Annotated in this window: 18 protein-coding genes and 1 tRNA gene; 7 read left to right on the forward strand and 12 right to left on the reverse strand. The window is 60.2% G+C overall.

What is annotated here, in order from left to right; translation table 11 throughout:
* Positions 1-22: 22 nt before the first annotated feature.
* Positions 23-1,843 carry a M3 family oligoendopeptidase gene (locus tag Q0792_RS15215; protein ID WP_298842577.1) on the forward strand — a complete coding sequence of 607 codons (1,821 nt, stop codon included), beginning with the start codon at positions 23-25 and terminating at the stop codon, positions 1,841-1,843.
* On the opposite strand, the gene Q0792_RS15220 is transcribed toward Q0792_RS15215, so the two are convergent.
* The 4 genes from Q0792_RS15220 to Q0792_RS15235 form a co-directional block, all read right to left on the reverse strand.
* Positions 1,840-2,814 carry a Gfo/Idh/MocA family oxidoreductase gene (locus Q0792_RS15220; protein ID WP_298842580.1) on the reverse strand — a complete coding sequence of 325 codons (975 nt, stop codon included), beginning with the start codon at positions 2,812-2,814 and terminating at the stop codon, positions 1,840-1,842. The two genes, Q0792_RS15215 and Q0792_RS15220, sit on opposite strands and share 4 nt — an antisense overlap.
* Positions 2,815-2,896: 82 nt before the next feature.
* Positions 2,897-3,166, reverse strand: a complete 270-nt coding sequence (locus tag Q0792_RS15225; protein WP_298843817.1) for a DksA/TraR family C4-type zinc finger protein — start codon at positions 3,164-3,166, stop codon at positions 2,897-2,899.
* Positions 3,167-3,237: 71 nt separating this feature from the next.
* Positions 3,238-4,134, reverse strand: a complete 897-nt coding sequence (gene rpoH, locus Q0792_RS15230; RefSeq protein ID WP_298842583.1) for an RNA polymerase sigma factor RpoH — start codon at positions 4,132-4,134, stop codon at positions 3,238-3,240.
* Between the two features lie 177 nt (positions 4,135-4,311).
* Entirely contained in the window at positions 4,312-5,346 is a 1,035-nt protein-coding gene (locus Q0792_RS15235; protein WP_298842585.1) for an RluA family pseudouridine synthase, read from the reverse strand.
* Between Q0792_RS15235 and Q0792_RS15240 the strand changes: the two genes are divergently transcribed.
* Together Q0792_RS15240 and Q0792_RS15245 are read left to right on the forward strand one after the other, a co-directional pair.
* Positions 5,345-5,656, forward strand: coding sequence for a DUF6476 family protein (locus Q0792_RS15240; protein ID WP_298842587.1), 312 nt, complete (start codon positions 5,345-5,347; stop codon positions 5,654-5,656). The genes Q0792_RS15235 and Q0792_RS15240 overlap by 2 nt on opposite strands.
* A 354-nt stretch (positions 5,657-6,010) precedes the next feature.
* The gene (locus Q0792_RS15245; protein WP_298842590.1) at positions 6,011-6,619 is read left to right on the forward strand and encodes a hypothetical protein; all 609 of its coding nucleotides are present in this window, start codon (positions 6,011-6,013) and stop codon (positions 6,617-6,619) included.
* A gap of 128 nt (positions 6,620-6,747) precedes the next feature.
* Here the strand turns inward: Q0792_RS15245 and Q0792_RS15250 are convergent.
* Positions 6,748-6,824 (reverse strand) — tRNA-His (locus Q0792_RS15250).
* A gap of 43 nt (positions 6,825-6,867) precedes the next feature.
* Entirely contained in the window at positions 6,868-7,350 is a 483-nt protein-coding gene (locus Q0792_RS15255) for a GNAT family N-acetyltransferase (protein ID WP_298843819.1), read from the reverse strand.
* Between the two features lie 81 nt (positions 7,351-7,431).
* Between Q0792_RS15255 and Q0792_RS15260 the strand changes: the two genes are divergently transcribed.
* On the forward strand, positions 7,432-7,629 hold the full coding sequence (locus Q0792_RS15260; protein WP_298842593.1) for a DUF6324 family protein: 198 nt from the start codon (positions 7,432-7,434) through the stop codon (positions 7,627-7,629).
* On the opposite strand, the gene Q0792_RS15265 is transcribed toward Q0792_RS15260, so the two are convergent.
* From Q0792_RS15265 to Q0792_RS15290, 6 genes are all read right to left on the reverse strand, one after another.
* Entirely contained in the window at positions 7,626-8,084 is a 459-nt protein-coding gene (locus Q0792_RS15265; protein ID WP_298842596.1) for an MmcB family DNA repair protein, read from the reverse strand. The genes Q0792_RS15260 and Q0792_RS15265 overlap by 4 nt on opposite strands.
* A 553-nt stretch (positions 8,085-8,637) precedes the next feature.
* A complete protein-coding gene (locus tag Q0792_RS15270) occupies positions 8,638-8,874 on the reverse strand; it encodes a hypothetical protein (protein WP_298842598.1) in 237 nt (78 codons plus the stop codon).
* Between the two features lie 45 nt (positions 8,875-8,919).
* The gene (nusB, locus tag Q0792_RS15275; RefSeq protein ID WP_298842602.1) at positions 8,920-9,414 is read right to left on the reverse strand and encodes a transcription antitermination factor NusB; all 495 of its coding nucleotides are present in this window, start codon (positions 9,412-9,414) and stop codon (positions 8,920-8,922) included.
* Positions 9,411-9,962 (reverse strand): 6,7-dimethyl-8-ribityllumazine synthase, encoded by a 552-nt coding sequence (locus Q0792_RS15280; RefSeq protein WP_298842605.1) that lies wholly within the window; start codon positions 9,960-9,962, stop codon positions 9,411-9,413. The genes nusB and Q0792_RS15280 overlap by 4 nt, the downstream gene beginning before the upstream one ends.
* Positions 9,963-9,965: 3 nt before the next feature.
* On the reverse strand, positions 9,966-11,090 hold the full coding sequence (ribB, locus tag Q0792_RS15285; protein ID WP_298842608.1) for a 3,4-dihydroxy-2-butanone-4-phosphate synthase: 1,125 nt from the start codon (positions 11,088-11,090) through the stop codon (positions 9,966-9,968).
* Between the two features lie 73 nt (positions 11,091-11,163).
* A complete protein-coding gene (locus tag Q0792_RS15290; RefSeq protein ID WP_298842611.1) occupies positions 11,164-11,757 on the reverse strand; it encodes a riboflavin synthase in 594 nt (197 codons plus the stop codon).
* 176 nt (positions 11,758-11,933) lie between these two features.
* On the opposite strand from Q0792_RS15290, the gene Q0792_RS15295 reads away from it, so the two are divergent.
* The 3 genes from Q0792_RS15295 to Q0792_RS15305 all read left to right on the forward strand — a co-directional run bounded on the left by Q0792_RS15295 (position 11,934) and on the right by Q0792_RS15305 (position 16,467).
* On the forward strand, positions 11,934-13,199 hold the full coding sequence (locus Q0792_RS15295) for a capsule biosynthesis protein CapA (RefSeq protein ID WP_298842614.1): 1,266 nt from the start codon (positions 11,934-11,936) through the stop codon (positions 13,197-13,199).
* A 106-nt stretch (positions 13,200-13,305) separates the two neighbouring features.
* Positions 13,306-14,439 (forward strand): polysaccharide biosynthesis/export family protein, encoded by a 1,134-nt coding sequence (locus tag Q0792_RS15300; protein ID WP_298842616.1) that lies wholly within the window; start codon positions 13,306-13,308, stop codon positions 14,437-14,439.
* Positions 14,440-14,445: 6 nt separating this feature from the next.
* Positions 14,446-16,467, forward strand: a complete 2,022-nt coding sequence (locus Q0792_RS15305; RefSeq protein WP_298842619.1) for a capsular polysaccharide biosynthesis protein — start codon at positions 14,446-14,448, stop codon at positions 16,465-16,467.
* Positions 16,468-16,484: the final 17 nt, after the last annotated feature.

The raw sequence follows: 16,484 nt of genomic DNA on the forward strand, positions 1-16,484 counted from the left end.
GAAACACTGATGAGGACCGCCCATGTTTCACCTGCCCTTCCCTGTCCGCGACGCAAATGCATCCGGCGCTGCCGCTCCGCTGGGCGACCTGCCCGAATGGAACCTCGACGACCTTTATGCCGGCGAGGACGCACCGGAGCTGAAGCGGGACCTGGACTGGCTGGAGCAGGCCTGCAGCAGTTTTGCAGCGGATTACGAGGGTAAGCTCGCTGATCTGGACGCTCCCGGATTTCTGGACTGTGTGCTGCGACAGGAAAAGATCAACCAGGTCGCCGGACGGATCATGTCCTACGCCGGCCTGCGGTACTATCAGCTGACCACCGATGCCGGACGCGCCAAATTCATGTCCGACCATCAGGAAAAGATCACCAATTTCACCACGCCGCTGGTATTTTTCACGCTCGAGATCAACCGCCTCGACGATGACCATCTGGACGGGCTCTATGCGCAGAATGCGGACCTGGCCCGCTACAAACCGGTGTTTGACCGCATCCGCGCGATGAAACCGTATCAGCTCAGTGACGAAATGGAGAAATTCCTGCACGATCTCGGTGTCGTCGGGGATGCCTGGGAAAGGCTTTTTGACGAAACCATCGCCGGGCTGGAATTCGAGGTGGACGGCGAGCCCCTGAATATCGAAGGCACGCTTAACCTGCTGACGGACACGGACCGCGCAAAGCGCGAAGCCGCAGCACGCGAACTGGCGGATGTTTTCGGCAGCAATATCAAAACCTTTGCCCGCGTGCACAACACGCAGGCCAAAGAGAAAGAGATCATGGACCGCTGGCGCGGCATGGAGACGCCCCAGACCGGGCGCCACCTGAGCAACCAGGTCGAACCCGAAGTGGTCGAGGCACTGCGCAACGCGGTTGTCAGCGCCTACCCCAGGCTCGGTCACCGCTATTATGAGCTCAAACGCAAATGGCTCGGGCTCGATGTGATGCAGGTCTGGGACCGCAACGCGCCGCTGCCGATGGAAGACAACGCGATTGTCGGCTGGGATCAGGCCGAAAAGACCGTGATGGATGCCTATAACGCTTTTGACCCGCGTATGGGCGAAATCGCCGCGCCGTTTTTCTCAGACGGCTGGATCGACGCAGGCGTGAAGCCGGGCAAGGCACCGGGTGCTTTCGCGCATCCGACAGTGACGGACGTGCATCCCTATGTGATGCTGAACTACCTCGGCAAACCGCGCGATGTGATGACACTGGCGCACGAACTGGGCCACGGTGTGCACCAGGTTCTGGCCGCAGAACAGGGCGAAATGCTCTCTTCCACGCCCCTGACCCTCGCGGAAACAGCAAGCGTCTTTGGCGAAATGCTGACCTTCCGCAAAATGCTGGATGGTGCGGAGAGCGATGCGCAGCGCAAAGTGATGCTGGCGGGCAAGGTCGAGGATATGATCAATACCGTGGTCCGGCAGATCGCATTCTACGACTTTGAGTGCAAACTGCACGAGGCGCGGCGCGGTGGCGAACTGACACCCGATGACATCAACGCGCTGTGGATGAGCGTTCAGGCCGAAAGCCTCGGCCCGGCATTTGAATTCATGGACGGCTATGAGACCTTCTGGGCCTATATCCCGCACTTCGTGCACTCGCCGTTTTACGTCTACGCCTATGCGTTTGGCGATGGTCTCGTGAACGCGCTCTATGCGGTCTATGCCGAGGGCGATGACGGCTTTGAAGACAAATACTTCGAGATGCTCAAAGCGGGAGGGTCAAAGCACCACAAGGAACTGCTGGCACCCTTCGGGCTTGATGCCTCAGACCCCGCGTTCTGGGACAAGGGTCTGAGCATGATCTCGGGCTTTATCGACGAGCTGGAAGCGATGGAGGGCTAACGCCCCGCCTTCGCGGCCGCAAACGTCATATCCATCATTGCCTGCGTGCCCTTTGAGAATTCAAGCGGGCACGCATAGGGCGCGCCGGTCTGTACGGACCGGCAAAAAGCCTCGACCTGCAGCACGTACTGATTGACGCCTGGGAACCGCTCGATACGGCGCGCCTGCCCGCCTGTTTCCACAGATATCTCCGCCTGATCGAACACGCCGGCATTGAACGGGCATGTGACCCGCAGAACGCCCTTGTCCCCGTGAAATACGACTTCCTGGCGGTTAAAGAGCCGCATCGAGACCAGCGCAGAATAGGTAAACGACGGAAACCGCGCGGCCATCTGCACGAAGGTGTCAACGCCGTTTTCGTAGTCAATATGCGCAAAGGGCACCTCTTCCGGCTCCTCGCCCATCACAAAACGCGCAGCACCAAACGTATAAACACCGATATCCGGCAGTCCGCCGCCGCCTGCCGCTGCCTGGTTGCGGATATTTCCGGTATCCGCGTTATAATATGAAAAGACCGCATCAACGTGCCGGACTGCGCCAATAGCACCCTCAGCCACAAGCTCTTTCGCGCGCACAAACTGGGGGTGATGCACGATCATAAAGGCCTCGGCGGCAAGCAGACCGCTCTTGTCGCGTGCCTCAGTCAGCTCATCGAACTGATCCGCCTGCAAGGTCATCGGCTTTTCGCAAAGCACATGTTTTCCGGCGTCAAGCGCCCTGAGCGACCATTCCACGTGCAGATGGTTGGGAAGCGGAATATAGACCGCGTCGATGCCCGGATCTGCCAGCACCGCATCATAGCTGTCATGTACGGTCAGCCCGGGGGCAAACTCCGAAAACGGTGCGGCCTTTGCAGGATCAGACGTGCCAAGGGCGGCCAGATGCGCGCCGCGCGCTGCGTGGATCGCCGGCCCCATATGATTTGCGGCAAAGTTGGCCGCGCCCAGAATGCCCCAGTTAACGGTTTCCATGTGTGATCTCCCGGAGTGTTTGCGCTCACACTAACGGGTCGCACGGGCCTGTGCGAACGGAAAACCGCAGCGACGTCTGATCTTATCTGAGCTGGCTGTCTTTGGAGCCACGACGGTTGATACCGCCCCGGACTTTATACCTGCTGTCCTTTTCCTGCATACAGTCGATGCAGAGTTTGACACCCGGCAATGCCGCACGGCGGGCCTCGGGGATTGGCTCATCGCATTCGGCACAATGGGTGAGGCTTTCGCCGACAGGCACGCGGCGCGCCTTCATCCGCGCCAGCTCATCGCTTACGGACGCCTCGATCTGTTCGTTTACGGCGCCATCACGCGCCCAGCCACCAGCCATAATGCCCCCGGCAAAGAAAAACCTGCCTGCAAGGATGCAGGCAGGTGTCATATTTCGTCAAGTCCGGCCGGTCAGGCGGTCGACAGCATACCCTTTTCGCGCGCGAGATCCCGCATTTTCTTCTGCAGTTTCTCAAATGCACGCACCTCGATCTGACGGATGCGTTCACGGCTTACATTATATTCGGCGCTGAGGTCTTCGAGTGTGATGGTCTCGTCTGACAGACGCCGCTGGGTCAGAATGTCCTTTTCGCGGTCATTCAGCACGCCCATGGCCTCGGCCAGCAGTTCACGCCGCGCGATCAGCTCATCTTTTTCCTCATAGTCCGTGGCCTGATCTGCGTCCTCGTCTTCCAGCCAGTCCTGCCATTGCATGGCACCCTCGCCTTCGGTTCCGACGGTCGCGTTCAGCGATGCGTCCCCACCGGACATCCGGCGGTTCATCGAAATCACTTCGGCTTCGGTCACGCCCAGATCGGTCGCGATGCGTTTGACGTTGTCGGGGTGCAGATCACCCTCTTCCAGCGCGCCGATCTTACTCTTGGCCTTGCGCAGGTTGAAAAACAGTTTCTTCTGGCCCGAGGTTGTGCCCAGCTTTACCAGACTCCACGAACGCAGGATGTATTCCTGGATCGACGCACGGATCCACCACATCGCATAGGTCGCAAGGCGGAAACCCTTTTCAGGATCGAACCGTTTCACGGCCTGCATGAGCCCCACATTGGCTTCAGAAATCACCTCGGCCTGCGGCAGACCATAGCCGCGGTATCCCATCGCAATTTTGGCCGCCAGACGCAGGTGCGACGTGACCATGCGGTGTGCCGCTTCGGTATCCTGCTCCTCGACCCAGCGCTTGGCCAGCATGTATTCCTCCTCAGGCTCCAGCAGAGGGAACTTGCGGATTTCCTGCATATAGCGGTTGAGACCGCCTTCGGGTGTCGGTGCGGGCAGATTTGCGTAATTTGCCATGGGAGCCTCCCAATGTTTACCAGCTTAACATCTATATGGTGTCTGAACCGATCAGTTCAAGAAGAGATGCGAACAAAATGTTAACGGGAACACTATGTGCATCCGGTTAAGAAAACACTGACACAGAGCGCACCTGTTAACACCTCACGTGGCCGTGCGTTCACGCAGGTTTGCGCTTTATTTCAGGGGCAGACGTGCAGTTTCGATCAGATCAGCCATGTCTGGCGGTGTGTCAGCCTCAAACCGGACGTTTTCACCGCTGACCGGGTGCTCAAAGCCCAGAACCGCAGCATGCAGTGCCTGTCGCGGAAACTGACGGATTGCCTCTGTCGCAGCTTCCGAAAGCGCCTTGGCGGGCAGTTTCCGGCGCCCGCCATAGGTCGGATCACCAACAAGCGCATGACCGGCATGGGCCATGTGAACGCGGATCTGATGGGTGCGCCCGGTTTCCAGCCAGCACTCCATAAGGGCCAGACAAGGCGGCGTGCCAAACCGTTCGACCGTTCTGGCACGGGTCACAGCGTGACGACCGGTATCAAACAGCACTGCCTGGCGCTGGCGGTCGGTTTTGTGCCGCGCCAGACGTGTTGTCAGCTTCAGAATGTTCCCTGGCTCAAAACTGGTTCCCCTTATGCCGCGAAGGCGCGGGTCACTGGCATCCGGCACACCGTATACCAGCGCCCGGTAATAACGCTCCACAGTGTGGGCCTCGAACTGAGCGGCAAGGCTCTGGTGGGCCAGATCCGTTTTGGCAACGACCAGCAGCCCTGACGTATCCTTGTCAATCCTGTGCACGATACCCGGGCGTTTCATGCCCCCCACCCCGGAAAGGTCCGCGCCGCAATGCGCCAGAAGCGCATTGACAAGCGTACCATCCGGCGAACCGGGCGCGGGATGCACGACCATCCCCGCCGGCTTGTTGATCACAATCAGATCGCCGTCCTCATATACGACATCCAGCGGAATATCCTGTGGCAGGATATGGCTCTCCTGCGCCTCCTCGACACTGATCTCAATGGCAGCACCCGCGGTTGCACGGGCCCTGGCGTCCTGAACCACAACGCCGTCCACACGCACAGCGCCCTCTGCCAGCAGCTTTGCCAGCCGCGAACGGGACAGATGCGCCTCCTCTGGCACATCCCGCGCCAGCGCTTTATCAAGACGCGGCGGCGGCATATCGTCGATGGTGAAACGGATCTGACGAAGCGGCATGGAAAATCCTGAGACACAACCGGGCGGGAATACCGCAGAACCTGCGAACCTCCGGTTTCTGAGACGTTTGGTGACGGTGCTGACTGCCACGATGATCGGAGGAGTTCTACTGATCATTGCGCTGATTGTCATCCGCTTCTATGACCACCCGCCACCTTTGCCTGAAACGATCACACTGCCGGACGGCGCGACAGCCCGGGCCTTTACCCGGGGCGACAGCTGGTTTGCGGTCGTGACGACGGATAACCGCATTCTGATTTACGACCGTGTGACAGGCAGCCTGCGCCAGAGCATCGCAATCACTGACTGAAGCTGCAGCCCGGGAACAGTCCGGTCCAAACCGAATCAAATTTTACTAAAGACGGTTTCCTGCCACGTTTCCGCCCCGATTGGGTGGATTTCCGGCGATTCAACCGGTTTTCAGACAGGCAACAGATACGCTGAAGCAAACGGTTTGTCCCGTTCAGGCGCATACTTAACCATGTCTGTTTCAACAGTCACGACAGCCTCGCGCCATTGGTTACCTGCCAGAGACAATGGCTGAAATGGAATGAAATCTGGGCGGCAATGTGGCACAAACATGGCACGGTCGCTGACTTTCCTCGTGTTTGTGAGGGAGCAGCGGCCGGTTTTCCGGGGTGGGGGCGCACTCTGGGAGTAAGTCATGTCTGGTAAAAGGTTCATTGTTGTACCCGCCGCACTCACAGCTGCAGTGTTACTGTCGGCCTGTGCGCAAACCAATTCTTCGGTCATAACGCGGGACGCGCAGCTACAGAACGTCCTCGATCTGACACGGGACGAAGACTGCTGGTTTGACCGCATTGACTATACCTACACCGCCTACCTCCTCGATCGTAAGAACGGCGAAGAGCTGATCGACCGGCTGGTAGAAGCCTGTCCGGGTATTGAGGTAAGCTTTGTTGCTGCAGCTGGCCGGTCCGGCACAACCTTCCCAACACCGGACGATGGTCTTCAGCTGGCCAGCGAAGAGCGCGGCAACGAAAGCGAAGAGCGTGGCCGGCCGGAGCCTGAAAAAACACCTGCAGACACCGGTGGTCCCGAAGGTGGTGCACCTGAGAGCGGTCCATCCGGAGAGACGCCGGGCGATAATGGCCCCGAGAGCCCCGAGGGTGACGGCGGCGAGCCCGGCACCGGAGGGGGCTTTGGCGGCGGTAACGGCGGCGGCTCGTCCGGCGACGATGACGGCAGCGGCGGCGGTAACGGTGGGTCCGGCTCTTCTGGCGGTGGTCAGTCGGGCGGCTTCTCGGGCTGACGACCGGCGTTTGGTAACCAGTATCTTGTTGGGAAAGGTCCGTTGCTCCGGCAGCGGACCTTTTCGTGCGGGCAGCACCAGAGCTGCCGGTCCGAAGAGGGCGATTTACAACAGGGTGCAGTGAGGGGTGGTACCACCTCCCCGGCTTGAACGGGGGACCTCCTGATCCACAATCAGGCGCTCTAACCAACTGAGCTAAGGCGGCACTGCTCCGGATTTATCGCTCGCTCCCAAAGATTGCAAGAGGCTTAAAACTGATATGTCCAGCTCTGCTCGACCAGATCCTGCCCGAAAGAATGTACAGGCACGGCACTCCCGAGCTGCCAGCCGCGGTTGCGATAGAGCGCGCAGGCAGCAACATGACTTTCATGGGTCCAGAGCTGCATCCCCGCATACCCACGCGCCTGCGCAAACTCCATACATACCTCCAGAAGCCGTCGTCCCAGTCCGTGCCCTCGCGCCTCTGGAACGAGCAGGAACAGACGCAGTTTGGCGGTTGTATCGCAGAGCCTGACGCAGAACACTGACCCCAGTCTTTGATCACCATTGCAGGCAATCCAGCCACGTTCGCAAGTCTCGTCATGTCCGGCGATGAATTCATCCAGAATGCCGGCAACCAGAGCGCCAAAGCTGCTGTCGAAACCCTCATCGCGCGCATAATGCACCGCATGCTGTTCAACGAGCCAGTCACGGTCTGCTGGCGAAAAGAGTCTGATACCCGGCTGCATCATGGCAGCAGAAGACAGCAATCTGTCTTGCGTTTCAAGAACCTGCGGGGTAGCGATGCTGCCACGCTGAAAAGGAGTGCACCGATGGGTATCGACACAGAACGCGACATTGAGGCAAACCTCCAGATCGGGCCTACAGACAAGGGCATGGTGCGGATTTACGTCGAAGCGGACGGCGTTGAAATTCCTATGGATTTTGCCCCCGACGACGCCGAGGAGATTGCCGAGGAAATTTCAGCTGCTGCGGCCCGCGCACGGCGCGCGTCCGGCGGACGCAATTAACCGCGCTGGCTTTCCATGTCCGGGTCACGAAGGGCGTGCAGCCGCCGTGCTGCTGTTGTGGCGATTTTGTGGGTCAGCACCTTGCGGCGCGGCGCTTTGAGCCGTGTTTCGGGTCCCATGCGGATCACTTCCGCCCCATAGGCGTCACCGATGATAAGACCGGTTTCCTCTGGCAGCAGATCGGTCGGAAAATTCTCGTCGACCGCCCAGAAGAACCGGTCGCACCATTCGAGGTAGCCTGACCACTTTCTGTCGGAACAAAAATCTGCCCGGGATGACTTGCATTCAACAATCCAGATTTCGCCCGACGGGCCAAGGCCGATGACATCCACACGCAGCCCGCGCGCAGGCACAAGCTCCTCAACACTGACGAAACCATAGCTGGACAAAAGGCGCGCCGTACCACGCGCCAGTAATTGTCCGGGTTGAAAGATTTTCAGATCGTCGTGCACCATCAGGGAAATATGAACATTACGTGAACATCACGCAAGAATATTCTTGTCACCGGTGGTCTGTGGCTATTGCCCCGGGGGCAGATGCTGCCTAAGTACTCTTCAGACGGGTGCTGCTTCTCTCGTGACTGGTTACGTTCCAGTGGCCTTAAGCAAATCCGAGGGAGTTGGCTCTGTCCTGGCCCTGGTCAGGTTACCTGGCGCCCACCTGTATATACAGGTCCTCGGGAACAAAGAACCAAACGGTTACAGCGGGCCCGTCGCTTCCGCCAGACCCGTATACTGGATAACCGGACGCTTCAGCGTCTGTTAAGCGGATGTCTTTTCTGTTCGACGCGCACCGGTATCAGCAGTTCGTCGTGCTGTGGGCGGGCAAAGAGCCGGTCGATCATACGCGCAAGAAATTCAAACATTACCCATCTCCTTTGCAAATAAGATGGCATCTGGACCTGGATTGTCCAGTGCATACCTTTCCAAATTGTGAATTCCGCGACACTTTGCGCAGGTGGCAGGCTTCATTACACCAGAAGTTGCGATAAAAAGGACAGGTTCCCCCTCAGGTGTCGTCACTGGCAGCCGCGGCGGCCGTAATACCCCAGGCAAACTGCACGCCCGAGAAAACGATTCCATTGAGTATCCAGAACACAGCGACAGCCATAAAGGCCATGTCCGAACCCGATACAAGATGCCACAGATTGCCAATGTTGAACCACAGCACGAGGGCAACGAATACACCGGCAGCCGCAAATCCCGTCAGCGCGCTGAAAAGATACAGGCGAACGACACGTGGCATGGCTGTCTCCCGGATACGGTCTGTTTCATAAAGGCAGATAGCGCGTCAGGCTGTACCGTCAAAAGCGTCAGGCTGCGCCTCACGCGCCATGTGATCCAGTACAGCGTTGACAAACCGCGGCTCCCGGCCTTCGGGAAAGAACGCGCGCGCGACATCGACATATTCGGTGATCACCACTCTGGGCGGCGCGGTTTTGCCGCGCAGTTCGGCGCCTGCAGCACGGAACAGGGCACGGAGCGTCGGGTCTATCCGTGCGATCGGCCATTTTGCCACCAGCGCCCGGTCTGTCATCTGGTCTATGGGGGCCTGGTAGTTGACGGCCTGTTCCATTACGTCGGAAAACAGGTCCATGTCGCCGTCCAGCATCTCCTCGCCCTCGTACACCGCACCAAAACGGTGGTCGAGAAACTCGCGCTGGACCGCATCCACGGTCTGTTCAGACTGCTCCATCTGGAACAGAGCCTGAACCGCATAAAGGCGCGCGGCTGATTTCATTTTGCGGCGTTGATTGCCGGATAGATTGCCGTGGGCAGATGTCATGTCGTCCGGGATCCGTCTGTATCACCGGCGACCTGATAGCTTTCGCTGCCGGGTCTGAAACCGATGCCTTTGGTCTGGGCGCCCCACTTACGGCTGAGGGCCACAAGATGCAAGGCCGCCGCAGCAGCACCGCCCCCCTTGTTTTGCCCCTCAGGGTCTGCACGCACTTCTGCCTGCGCGCGGTTCTCAACCGTCAGAATACCATTGCCGATGCACAGGCCCTGCAGTCCGAGCAGCTGAAGAGCACGCGAACTGTCATTGCAGACTGTCTCATAGTGGGTTGTCTCTCCCCGGATGACACATCCCAGCGCAACGTAGCCGTCAAAATTGCTGCGCCGGTCAGAAATGCCAATGGCTGTCGGGACCTCAAGCGCACCGGGCATCTCAACGATTTCCCATGTCCCGCCCGCTGCCTCGATCTCTGCTTTGGCGCCTGCAACGAGGTTATCCGCGATGTCCCTGTAATAGGGGGCCACCACGATAAGCAGTTTCACAGGCTTGTCGAAAGCCGGCAGGTCGGGCGTGTAATGTTGTTCACTCGCAGCCATTGATCAGTCCTCGGAAATCGGGCGCGTGCCCACGATGCTCAGGTTATAGGCCTCAAGGCCTGTGTATCTGGTTTGCGGGCTGTCGGTCAGCAGCACCAGATCCGTCAGCCCCATGGTTGACATGATCTGCGCGCCAACGCCGGTACGTTTGATTGTACGGGGTCCGTCTTCATCATCGTCATCCAGCCGCAGACGGGGGTGCGGTTCACGGAACAGAAGCACAGCACCCCTGCCCTCGTCTGCAATAATCTGCATGGCGCGGGGCAGCTCATCCGAAGGCCCCGGGCCCAGGCCCAGCACATCCTCCAGCGCGTTCAGCGCATGCGTGCGCACCAGCACCGGCTCATCGGTTGTGATATCCCCCTTGGAGAGCATCACATGGTCGGTGCCGGTGATCTTGTCCGCAAAAACCCGCATGTGCCATTCGCCACCATAAGCCGAGGTGACCATCCGGCTGGCCCGCTGCTGCAGCAGATTGTCGTGCTTGAGGCGATAGGCGATCAGGTCGCTGATGGTGCCGATCTTCAGCCCGTGCGCTGCGGCGAATTCCACAAGGTCAGGCAGGCGTGCCATATCACCGTCGGGCTTCATGATCTCGCAGATCACGCCCGACGGATGACACCCGGCGAGCCGGCTGATATCCACGGCAGCCTCGGTATGGCCTGCGCGCATGAGCACACCACCATCGCGTGCCCGGAGCGGAAACACATGGCCAGGTGTAGCGATATCCGCCTGGCCTTTTTCCTCGTCAATGGCTGTTGCGATGGTCAGCGCGCGGTCACCCGCGGAAATCCCGGTGCTGACGCCCTCGCGCGCTTCGATGGAGACTGTAAACGCCGTTTCGTGACGCGAGGAGTTGTTGACCGCCATCATCGGCAGGCCCAGCGTATCGATCCGCGCAGCTTCCATCGGCAGACAGATCAGGCCCCGCCCGTGCAAGGCCATAAAATTCACCGCCGCGGCATCCGCAAACTGCGCCGGAATGACCAGGTCGCCTTCGTTCTCGCGGTCCTCGTGATCAACAAGAATGAACATGCGCCCCTGGCGCGCGTCTTCGATAATGTCCTGGATCGGCGAGATGCTGGCGCGCAGCGTCTGCTCGACGGGTCCCGGGGTTTCAAAACTCATGGATCACCTGGCCTCTGATATCCTGAGCATGGCTTTAGACCAGCCGCCCGCAGTTGACCAGATGCCAGCGCGATCAGACGCTGTGCATTTCCGCAAGGCGCGCAACGTAACGGGCCAGTGTGTCGATCTCCAGATTGACCTGGTCACCGACGGCCACATCACCCCACGTGGTCGCGACTTTGGTATGCGGGATAAAGTTGATCCCGAATTCCTGCCCGTCCACTTCGTTTACGGTCAGCGAGGTACCATTCAGGGCAACCGACCCTTTGGGTGCGATGAATTTTGCAAGCTCAGCGGGCGCATGCAGAACAACACGGGTACTGTCGCCCTCTTCGGTTACAGAGACGACCTCTGCGACCCCGTCCACATGACCGGACACGATATGTCCGCCAAGCTCGTCGCCCACACGCAGGGCCCGTTCCAGGTTCACCCGTTTGCCAGGCGTCCATGCGGTCAGATTGGTCCTGCTGACCGTCTCAGCGCTGATCTGCACTTCGTACCAGTCCGGGCCAAGGGCCACGACCGTCAGGCAGACGCCGTCCGACGCGATCGAGGCCCCCATATCAATAGCCGCGGTATCGTAAGCGGTGCTGATGCGCGCGCGCAGATCGCCTTCCTGCACGGTTTCGGTGATTGTGCCGATATCGGTGATGATTCCGGTGAACATTTCATGCCCCTGTGAAGTCTCTGCCCTGACCTAGCGGTGCGGTCAGGGCCTGGCAAGCCCTGCGGCTTGCTGCCGCCGGTTCATCGTCCTAGTCTGTCGCAACGCGCGCAACCGGCGGCGCCGGCAGAAAAGGCCTGAAGGCGATGCACACTCCAACTGCAAGCGATCGCGTTTTCATGTTCCTTCAGGGACCGCACGGCCCCTTCTTCGGCCAGCTTGCGCGCAGCCTGACGGCCTCCGGTGCCCGGGTCATCCGCGTGGGTTTCAACAGCGGTGATCGTGTATTCTGGCCGCGGCGCACAGAATATATCCCCTGGCGCAGATCAGCCGGTGACTGGAAAGTCGCCGTTCCGGAACTGCTGAGGCACCATGGCGTCACAGATCTGGTACTTTACGGCGACACACGCCCCATTCACGCCGACGCCGTTGCAGCCGCAAAGACCGCCGGGCTGTGTGTCCACGTCTTTGAAGAGGGATACCTGCGGCCGTGGTGGATCAGCTATGAGCGTGACGGGTCAAACGGAAATTCGGCTCTGATGGATCTGTCGCCACATGATATCTTGGCAGACCAGGGGACCGAAACACAGCGACAGCCTGCGCCACCCTGTCACTGGGGCGATATGCGCCAGCACATCTTTTATGGCGCTGTTTATCATTGGTTGGTCATGTTCGCGAACCAGACTTATGCCGGGTTTCGACCGCACCGAAGCCTGCCGGTTTCACGCGAATGCAGACTCTTTGCGAAACGGTTTTTTCTGATGCCACTGCACGGTCTGCAACGTCGGCTGGCGACCTGGCGTATCCGCCGCGGCGGTTTTGCCTACCATACCGTCCTCTTGCAACTCGAGCATGACAGCTCGTTTCTGGCGCATTCGCCCTACCGCCGCCAGTTCCAGTATCTCCGGGAGGTCGTCGACGGTTTTGCACATGGTGCACCGCGTCATCATCACCTTGTTTTCAAGGCCCATCCGCTCGAAGACGGCCGTGCGCCCCTGCGGCGGGATATCGACCGGCTGGCACGTGCCCGTGGCATCCGGAACCGGGTGCATTTTGTGAACGGCGGCAAGCTGGGTCCCTTACTCGATGAAGCCCGCAGCGCCGTCACCGTGAACTCCACTGCCGGGCATCAGGCGTTGTGGCGCGGGCTGCCGCTGCATCTCAGCGGCACGGCCATTTACGACAAGCCGGGGCTTGTGTCGCGCATACCCCTCGCCCGCTTTTTCGCTGAACAGCCGGCACCCGACCGGGCACTCTATGCCGCTTTTCGCAGTTTTCTGCTCAACTCCAGCCAGTTACCCGGCAGCTATTACGCCGCAGGCGGTCGCCGCCAGCTGTTGCGCCGACTGCCCGATCTGATGCTTTCCCGGACCGGTCCGTACGCCCGAACGGCTCCGAAAAGCGCGGCTCATCCGCAACAGTTTCGGGTCGTGAACAGTGCCTGAACAGCACAATACCTTGATTTTTCCGCACCTCAGCGGCTAGCGTTCATCCAAACACGCCGGCAAACCGGCGGTATGAGGCAGAAAATCAGGTCGAGGAGACCGAGCAGTGAAACCTTTCGGCATCCGGTGGGCGCACCCCATCGCTGTAGTGGCGGCCCTGGCCGTCTTATCGTCGTGCGGACTTCCCAAAACAGGCCCGAACAAGAAACAGATCTACAGCGGGTCTGTGCAGCAGGAAGGCGACGCCTTTGTGGTAGAGGTCAACGACCGGGTCACCCGCGCGACAGCTGTCGTGCCTGCCCTTGGGTTTTCGGACACCTTCCAGAATGCGGGTCTTATGGGGTCCGATACAATCCAGGCCGGTGACGTGCTGGGTCTGACGATCTGGGAAAACGTTGACGACGGCCTGCTTGTCGGAGAGACACAGAACGCGACGCTCCTGGAAACCGTACAGGTCGACGGCGCGGGCTTTATCTTTGTCCCCTATGCCGGTCGCATCCGTGCAGCGGGGAACTCTCCTGAAGCCATCCGTCGCATCATCACGGAACGCCTCGAAGAACAGACACCCGACCCGCAGGTCGAAGTGCGCCGTATGGCCGGCGACGGCTCGACCGTCTCTCTTGTCGGTGCGGTTGGCGGCCAGGGCGTCTATGCCATTGAACGGCCGACCAGGACACTGTCGACAATGCTGGCACGCGCGGGTGGTGTGACCATCGAGCCGGAGATTGCACAGATCACGGTTCTGCGTGGTCACGAATCGGGCCGCATCTGGTTCCAGGACCTCTACAGCTATCCCGAGCTGGATATCGCACTGCGGGGCGGTGACCGTATCCTTGTTGAGGAAGACACCCGTTCCTTCACATCACTGGGCGCCACCGGCACCCAGGCACGTGTATCTTTTGAATCGCAGAACCTGTCGGCTCTGGAGGCCATCGCACAGGTGGGCGGCCTTGTTTCCAGTTCCTCTGACGCCACGGGTGTCTTTGTGTTCCGCAACGAGCCGGACGTTATCGCCGCCGAAGTGCTGGGGCGCGATGATCTGGTGGGCGCGCAACGCATGATCTATGTCCTCGATCTGACACAGCCCAACGGACTTTTCCGTGCGCGGGATTTCGTAATCCGTGACGGCGACACGCTTTATGTCACTGAGGCCCCGCTGGCCCAGTGGAACAAAACGATCGCCGCAATCTTCGGGTCCCTCGTCGCACCGCTGGCGAATGTCGATCAGCTCGCCAACTGACGGCGCGTGGGCCGCGATCCTTCCATCTCTGATACCGCCGGGCCCGAATGCGCCCGGCGGATTTACGTTTACAACGGCGGTTTTCTGACCCAGCCGCGCGTGAAACGCATTCTCCAGCTCGCAGGTTTTACGGTTGCACTGGGGCGTCCAGGTGCCGAGGACCTGGTAGGTGTGTGGGGCAACAGCCCCACCGCACACCGCGGCGAGGGCGTGGCAGAAGCACGCAGCGCAGGTCTGGTACGTGTCGAAGACGCCTTTCTGAGATCACTGCGCCCCGGCCGCGCGGGCGAGCCACCGCTGGGGTTGACCATCGATACGAAAGGCGCGCACTACGACCCGGCGCAGCCATCGGATCTTGAGGTGCTGCTGGCCACGCACCCGCTTGATGACACAGTATTGCTGGACGCTGCACGTGGCGGTATGGCGCGTTTTAACGAGGCGCATCTGGGCAAATTCAGTGCAGTGCGCACAGATCTGCCGCCACCCCCGCCCGGATACGTTCTGGTCATCGACCAGACCCGCGGCGACGCCTCGGTGACAGCCAGCGGCGCCGACCGGAACAGGTTTCTCGAAATGCTGTTCGTCGCGCGGGAGGAACACCCCGGCGCACCCATTCTGATCAAAAGCCACCCGGAAACACTTCAGGGGCACCGCGACGGATACTTTGAACCGCAGGATGCAGGCGGTGATATCCATTTTCTGACGGACCCGATCAGCAACCAGACACTGTTTGAGGGGGCAATCGGTGTCTACACCGTGTCTTCTCAGACCGGGTTTGACGCCATTTTTTCAGGCCATCGTCCCCGCGTTTTCGGACAGCCTTTTTATGCAGGGTGGGGTCTGACGGAAGATGAGTTTCCGGTGCAGCGTCGCCAGCGGAAACTGACACGTGCACAGCTTTTTGCCGGCGCGATGCTGCTCTATCCGAAATGGTACAGCCCGTTCACAGATGATCTGTGCAGCGGCACCGAGGCACTGGAAATCATGGCTGCCGAGGCCCGCGCCTGGCGCGAGGACCACCAGGGCTGGGTCGCCTCGGAAATGCGCATGTGGAAGCGCAGCAGCCTGCAACAGACTTTCGGCCGATGGCAGCCTGTCATCTTTGAGGACGATCCCGGCAAGGCCCGCGCGACGGGTCGCCCATGGATGGTCTGGGCCGGAAAAGCAACCATCGGCCATCGGGACGCGACACAGGTCGAAGACGGGTTTCTGCGCTCCCGGGGCCTCGGGGCAGAACTGGTACCGGCCCTGTCTCTGGTGACCGACAAAACAGGCATTTACTATGATCCGGCGCAGCCGGGCAGGCTCGAAGCGCTGATCGCGGCGCGCGCGGAGCTGCGGCCCGATCAGGACCGGCGGGCCCGCGCACTGATCCGCACGCTTCGCGATCGCGGTCTGAGCAAATATAACACCGGAGGCCAGATGCCTGGTCTGCCGGAAGGGCACCGCGTTCTGGTTGCAGGTCAGATCGTAGACGATGCATCTGTGCGCAAAGGTGCGGGTCGCATTTCGGACAACGCGGCTCTGTTGCAGGCCGCCCGCAGGGCGCACCCGGATGCCGTGATCGTTTACAAACCGCACCCTGATGTTCTGGCCGGTCTGCGCGAAGGCGGCGATATCCCTGGTGACCTCGTTGATGTTACTCCTGGCAATGTTTCGGCATCAGCAGCTCTGGAAGCCGTATCCGAAGTCTGGACCATGACGTCCCTCATTGGGTTTGAAGCCCTGATCAGGGGTGTTCCGGTCACAACAACCGGCGCCCCCTTTTACGCCGGCTGGGGTCTGACGACAGACCTCGGAGACATTCCCCCGCGCAGACGCGCAAAACCCACGCTGGCCGGCCTGGTACATGCCTGTCTGATCGATTATCCGCGCTACACTGATCCGATAACCGGGTTGCCCTGCCCCGTAGAAACAGCAGTGCTCCGGCTGTCCGAGGGCGCTGCACCACCGCGCGGACCGACGCACAGGCTGTTGGCGAAGCTGCAGGGCCTTTTCGCCGGTCAGGCGCATCGCTGGCGGCGCTGAAACACCCCTCAGTTCCG

The organism is uncultured Roseobacter sp., assembly GCF_947495025.1.
GTDB lineage: Bacteria > Pseudomonadota > Alphaproteobacteria > Rhodobacterales > Rhodobacteraceae > Roseobacter.

What these genes read in the sequence shown, in the direction of transcription:
- ribB (WP_298842608.1), bottom strand. Translation starts at nt 11,090, where the DNA reads ATGAGTTTTGAAACCCCGGGACCCGTCGAGCAGACGCTGCGCGCCAGC.
- Q0792_RS15220 (WP_298842580.1), bottom strand. Translation starts at nt 2,814, where the DNA reads ATGGAAACCGTTAACTGGGGCATTCTGGGCGCGGCCAACTTTGCCGCA.
- rpoH (WP_298842583.1), bottom strand. Translation starts at nt 4,134, where the DNA reads ATGGCAAATTACGCAAATCTGCCCGCACCGACACCCGAAGGCGGTCTC.
- Q0792_RS15265 (WP_298842596.1), bottom strand. Translation starts at nt 8,084, where the DNA reads ATGGTGCACGACGATCTGAAAATCTTTCAACCCGGACAATTACTGGCG.
- Q0792_RS15245 (WP_298842590.1), top strand. Translation starts at nt 6,011, where the DNA reads ATGTCTGGTAAAAGGTTCATTGTTGTACCCGCCGCACTCACAGCTGCA.
- Q0792_RS15215 (WP_298842577.1), top strand. Translation starts at nt 23, where the DNA reads ATGTTTCACCTGCCCTTCCCTGTCCGCGACGCAAATGCATCCGGCGCT.
- Q0792_RS15295 (WP_298842614.1), top strand. Translation starts at nt 11,934, where the DNA reads ATGTTCCTTCAGGGACCGCACGGCCCCTTCTTCGGCCAGCTTGCGCGC.
- nusB (WP_298842602.1), bottom strand. Translation starts at nt 9,414, where the DNA reads ATGACATCTGCCCACGGCAATCTATCCGGCAATCAACGCCGCAAAATG.
- Q0792_RS15260 (WP_298842593.1), top strand. Translation starts at nt 7,432, where the DNA reads ATGGGTATCGACACAGAACGCGACATTGAGGCAAACCTCCAGATCGGG.
- Q0792_RS15240 (WP_298842587.1), top strand. Translation starts at nt 5,345, where the DNA reads ATGGAAAATCCTGAGACACAACCGGGCGGGAATACCGCAGAACCTGCG.
- Q0792_RS15270 (WP_298842598.1), bottom strand. Translation starts at nt 8,874, where the DNA reads ATGCCACGTGTCGTTCGCCTGTATCTTTTCAGCGCGCTGACGGGATTT.
- Q0792_RS15290 (WP_298842611.1), bottom strand. Translation starts at nt 11,757, where the DNA reads ATGTTCACCGGAATCATCACCGATATCGGCACAATCACCGAAACCGTG.
- Q0792_RS15280 (WP_298842605.1), bottom strand. Translation starts at nt 9,962, where the DNA reads ATGGCTGCGAGTGAACAACATTACACGCCCGACCTGCCGGCTTTCGAC.
- Q0792_RS15225 (WP_298843817.1), bottom strand. Translation starts at nt 3,166, where the DNA reads ATGGCTGGTGGCTGGGCGCGTGATGGCGCCGTAAACGAACAGATCGAG.
- Q0792_RS15235 (WP_298842585.1), bottom strand. Translation starts at nt 5,346, where the DNA reads ATGCCGCTTCGTCAGATCCGTTTCACCATCGACGATATGCCGCCGCCG.
- Q0792_RS15255 (WP_298843819.1), bottom strand. Translation starts at nt 7,350, where the DNA reads ATGATGCAGCCGGGTATCAGACTCTTTTCGCCAGCAGACCGTGACTGG.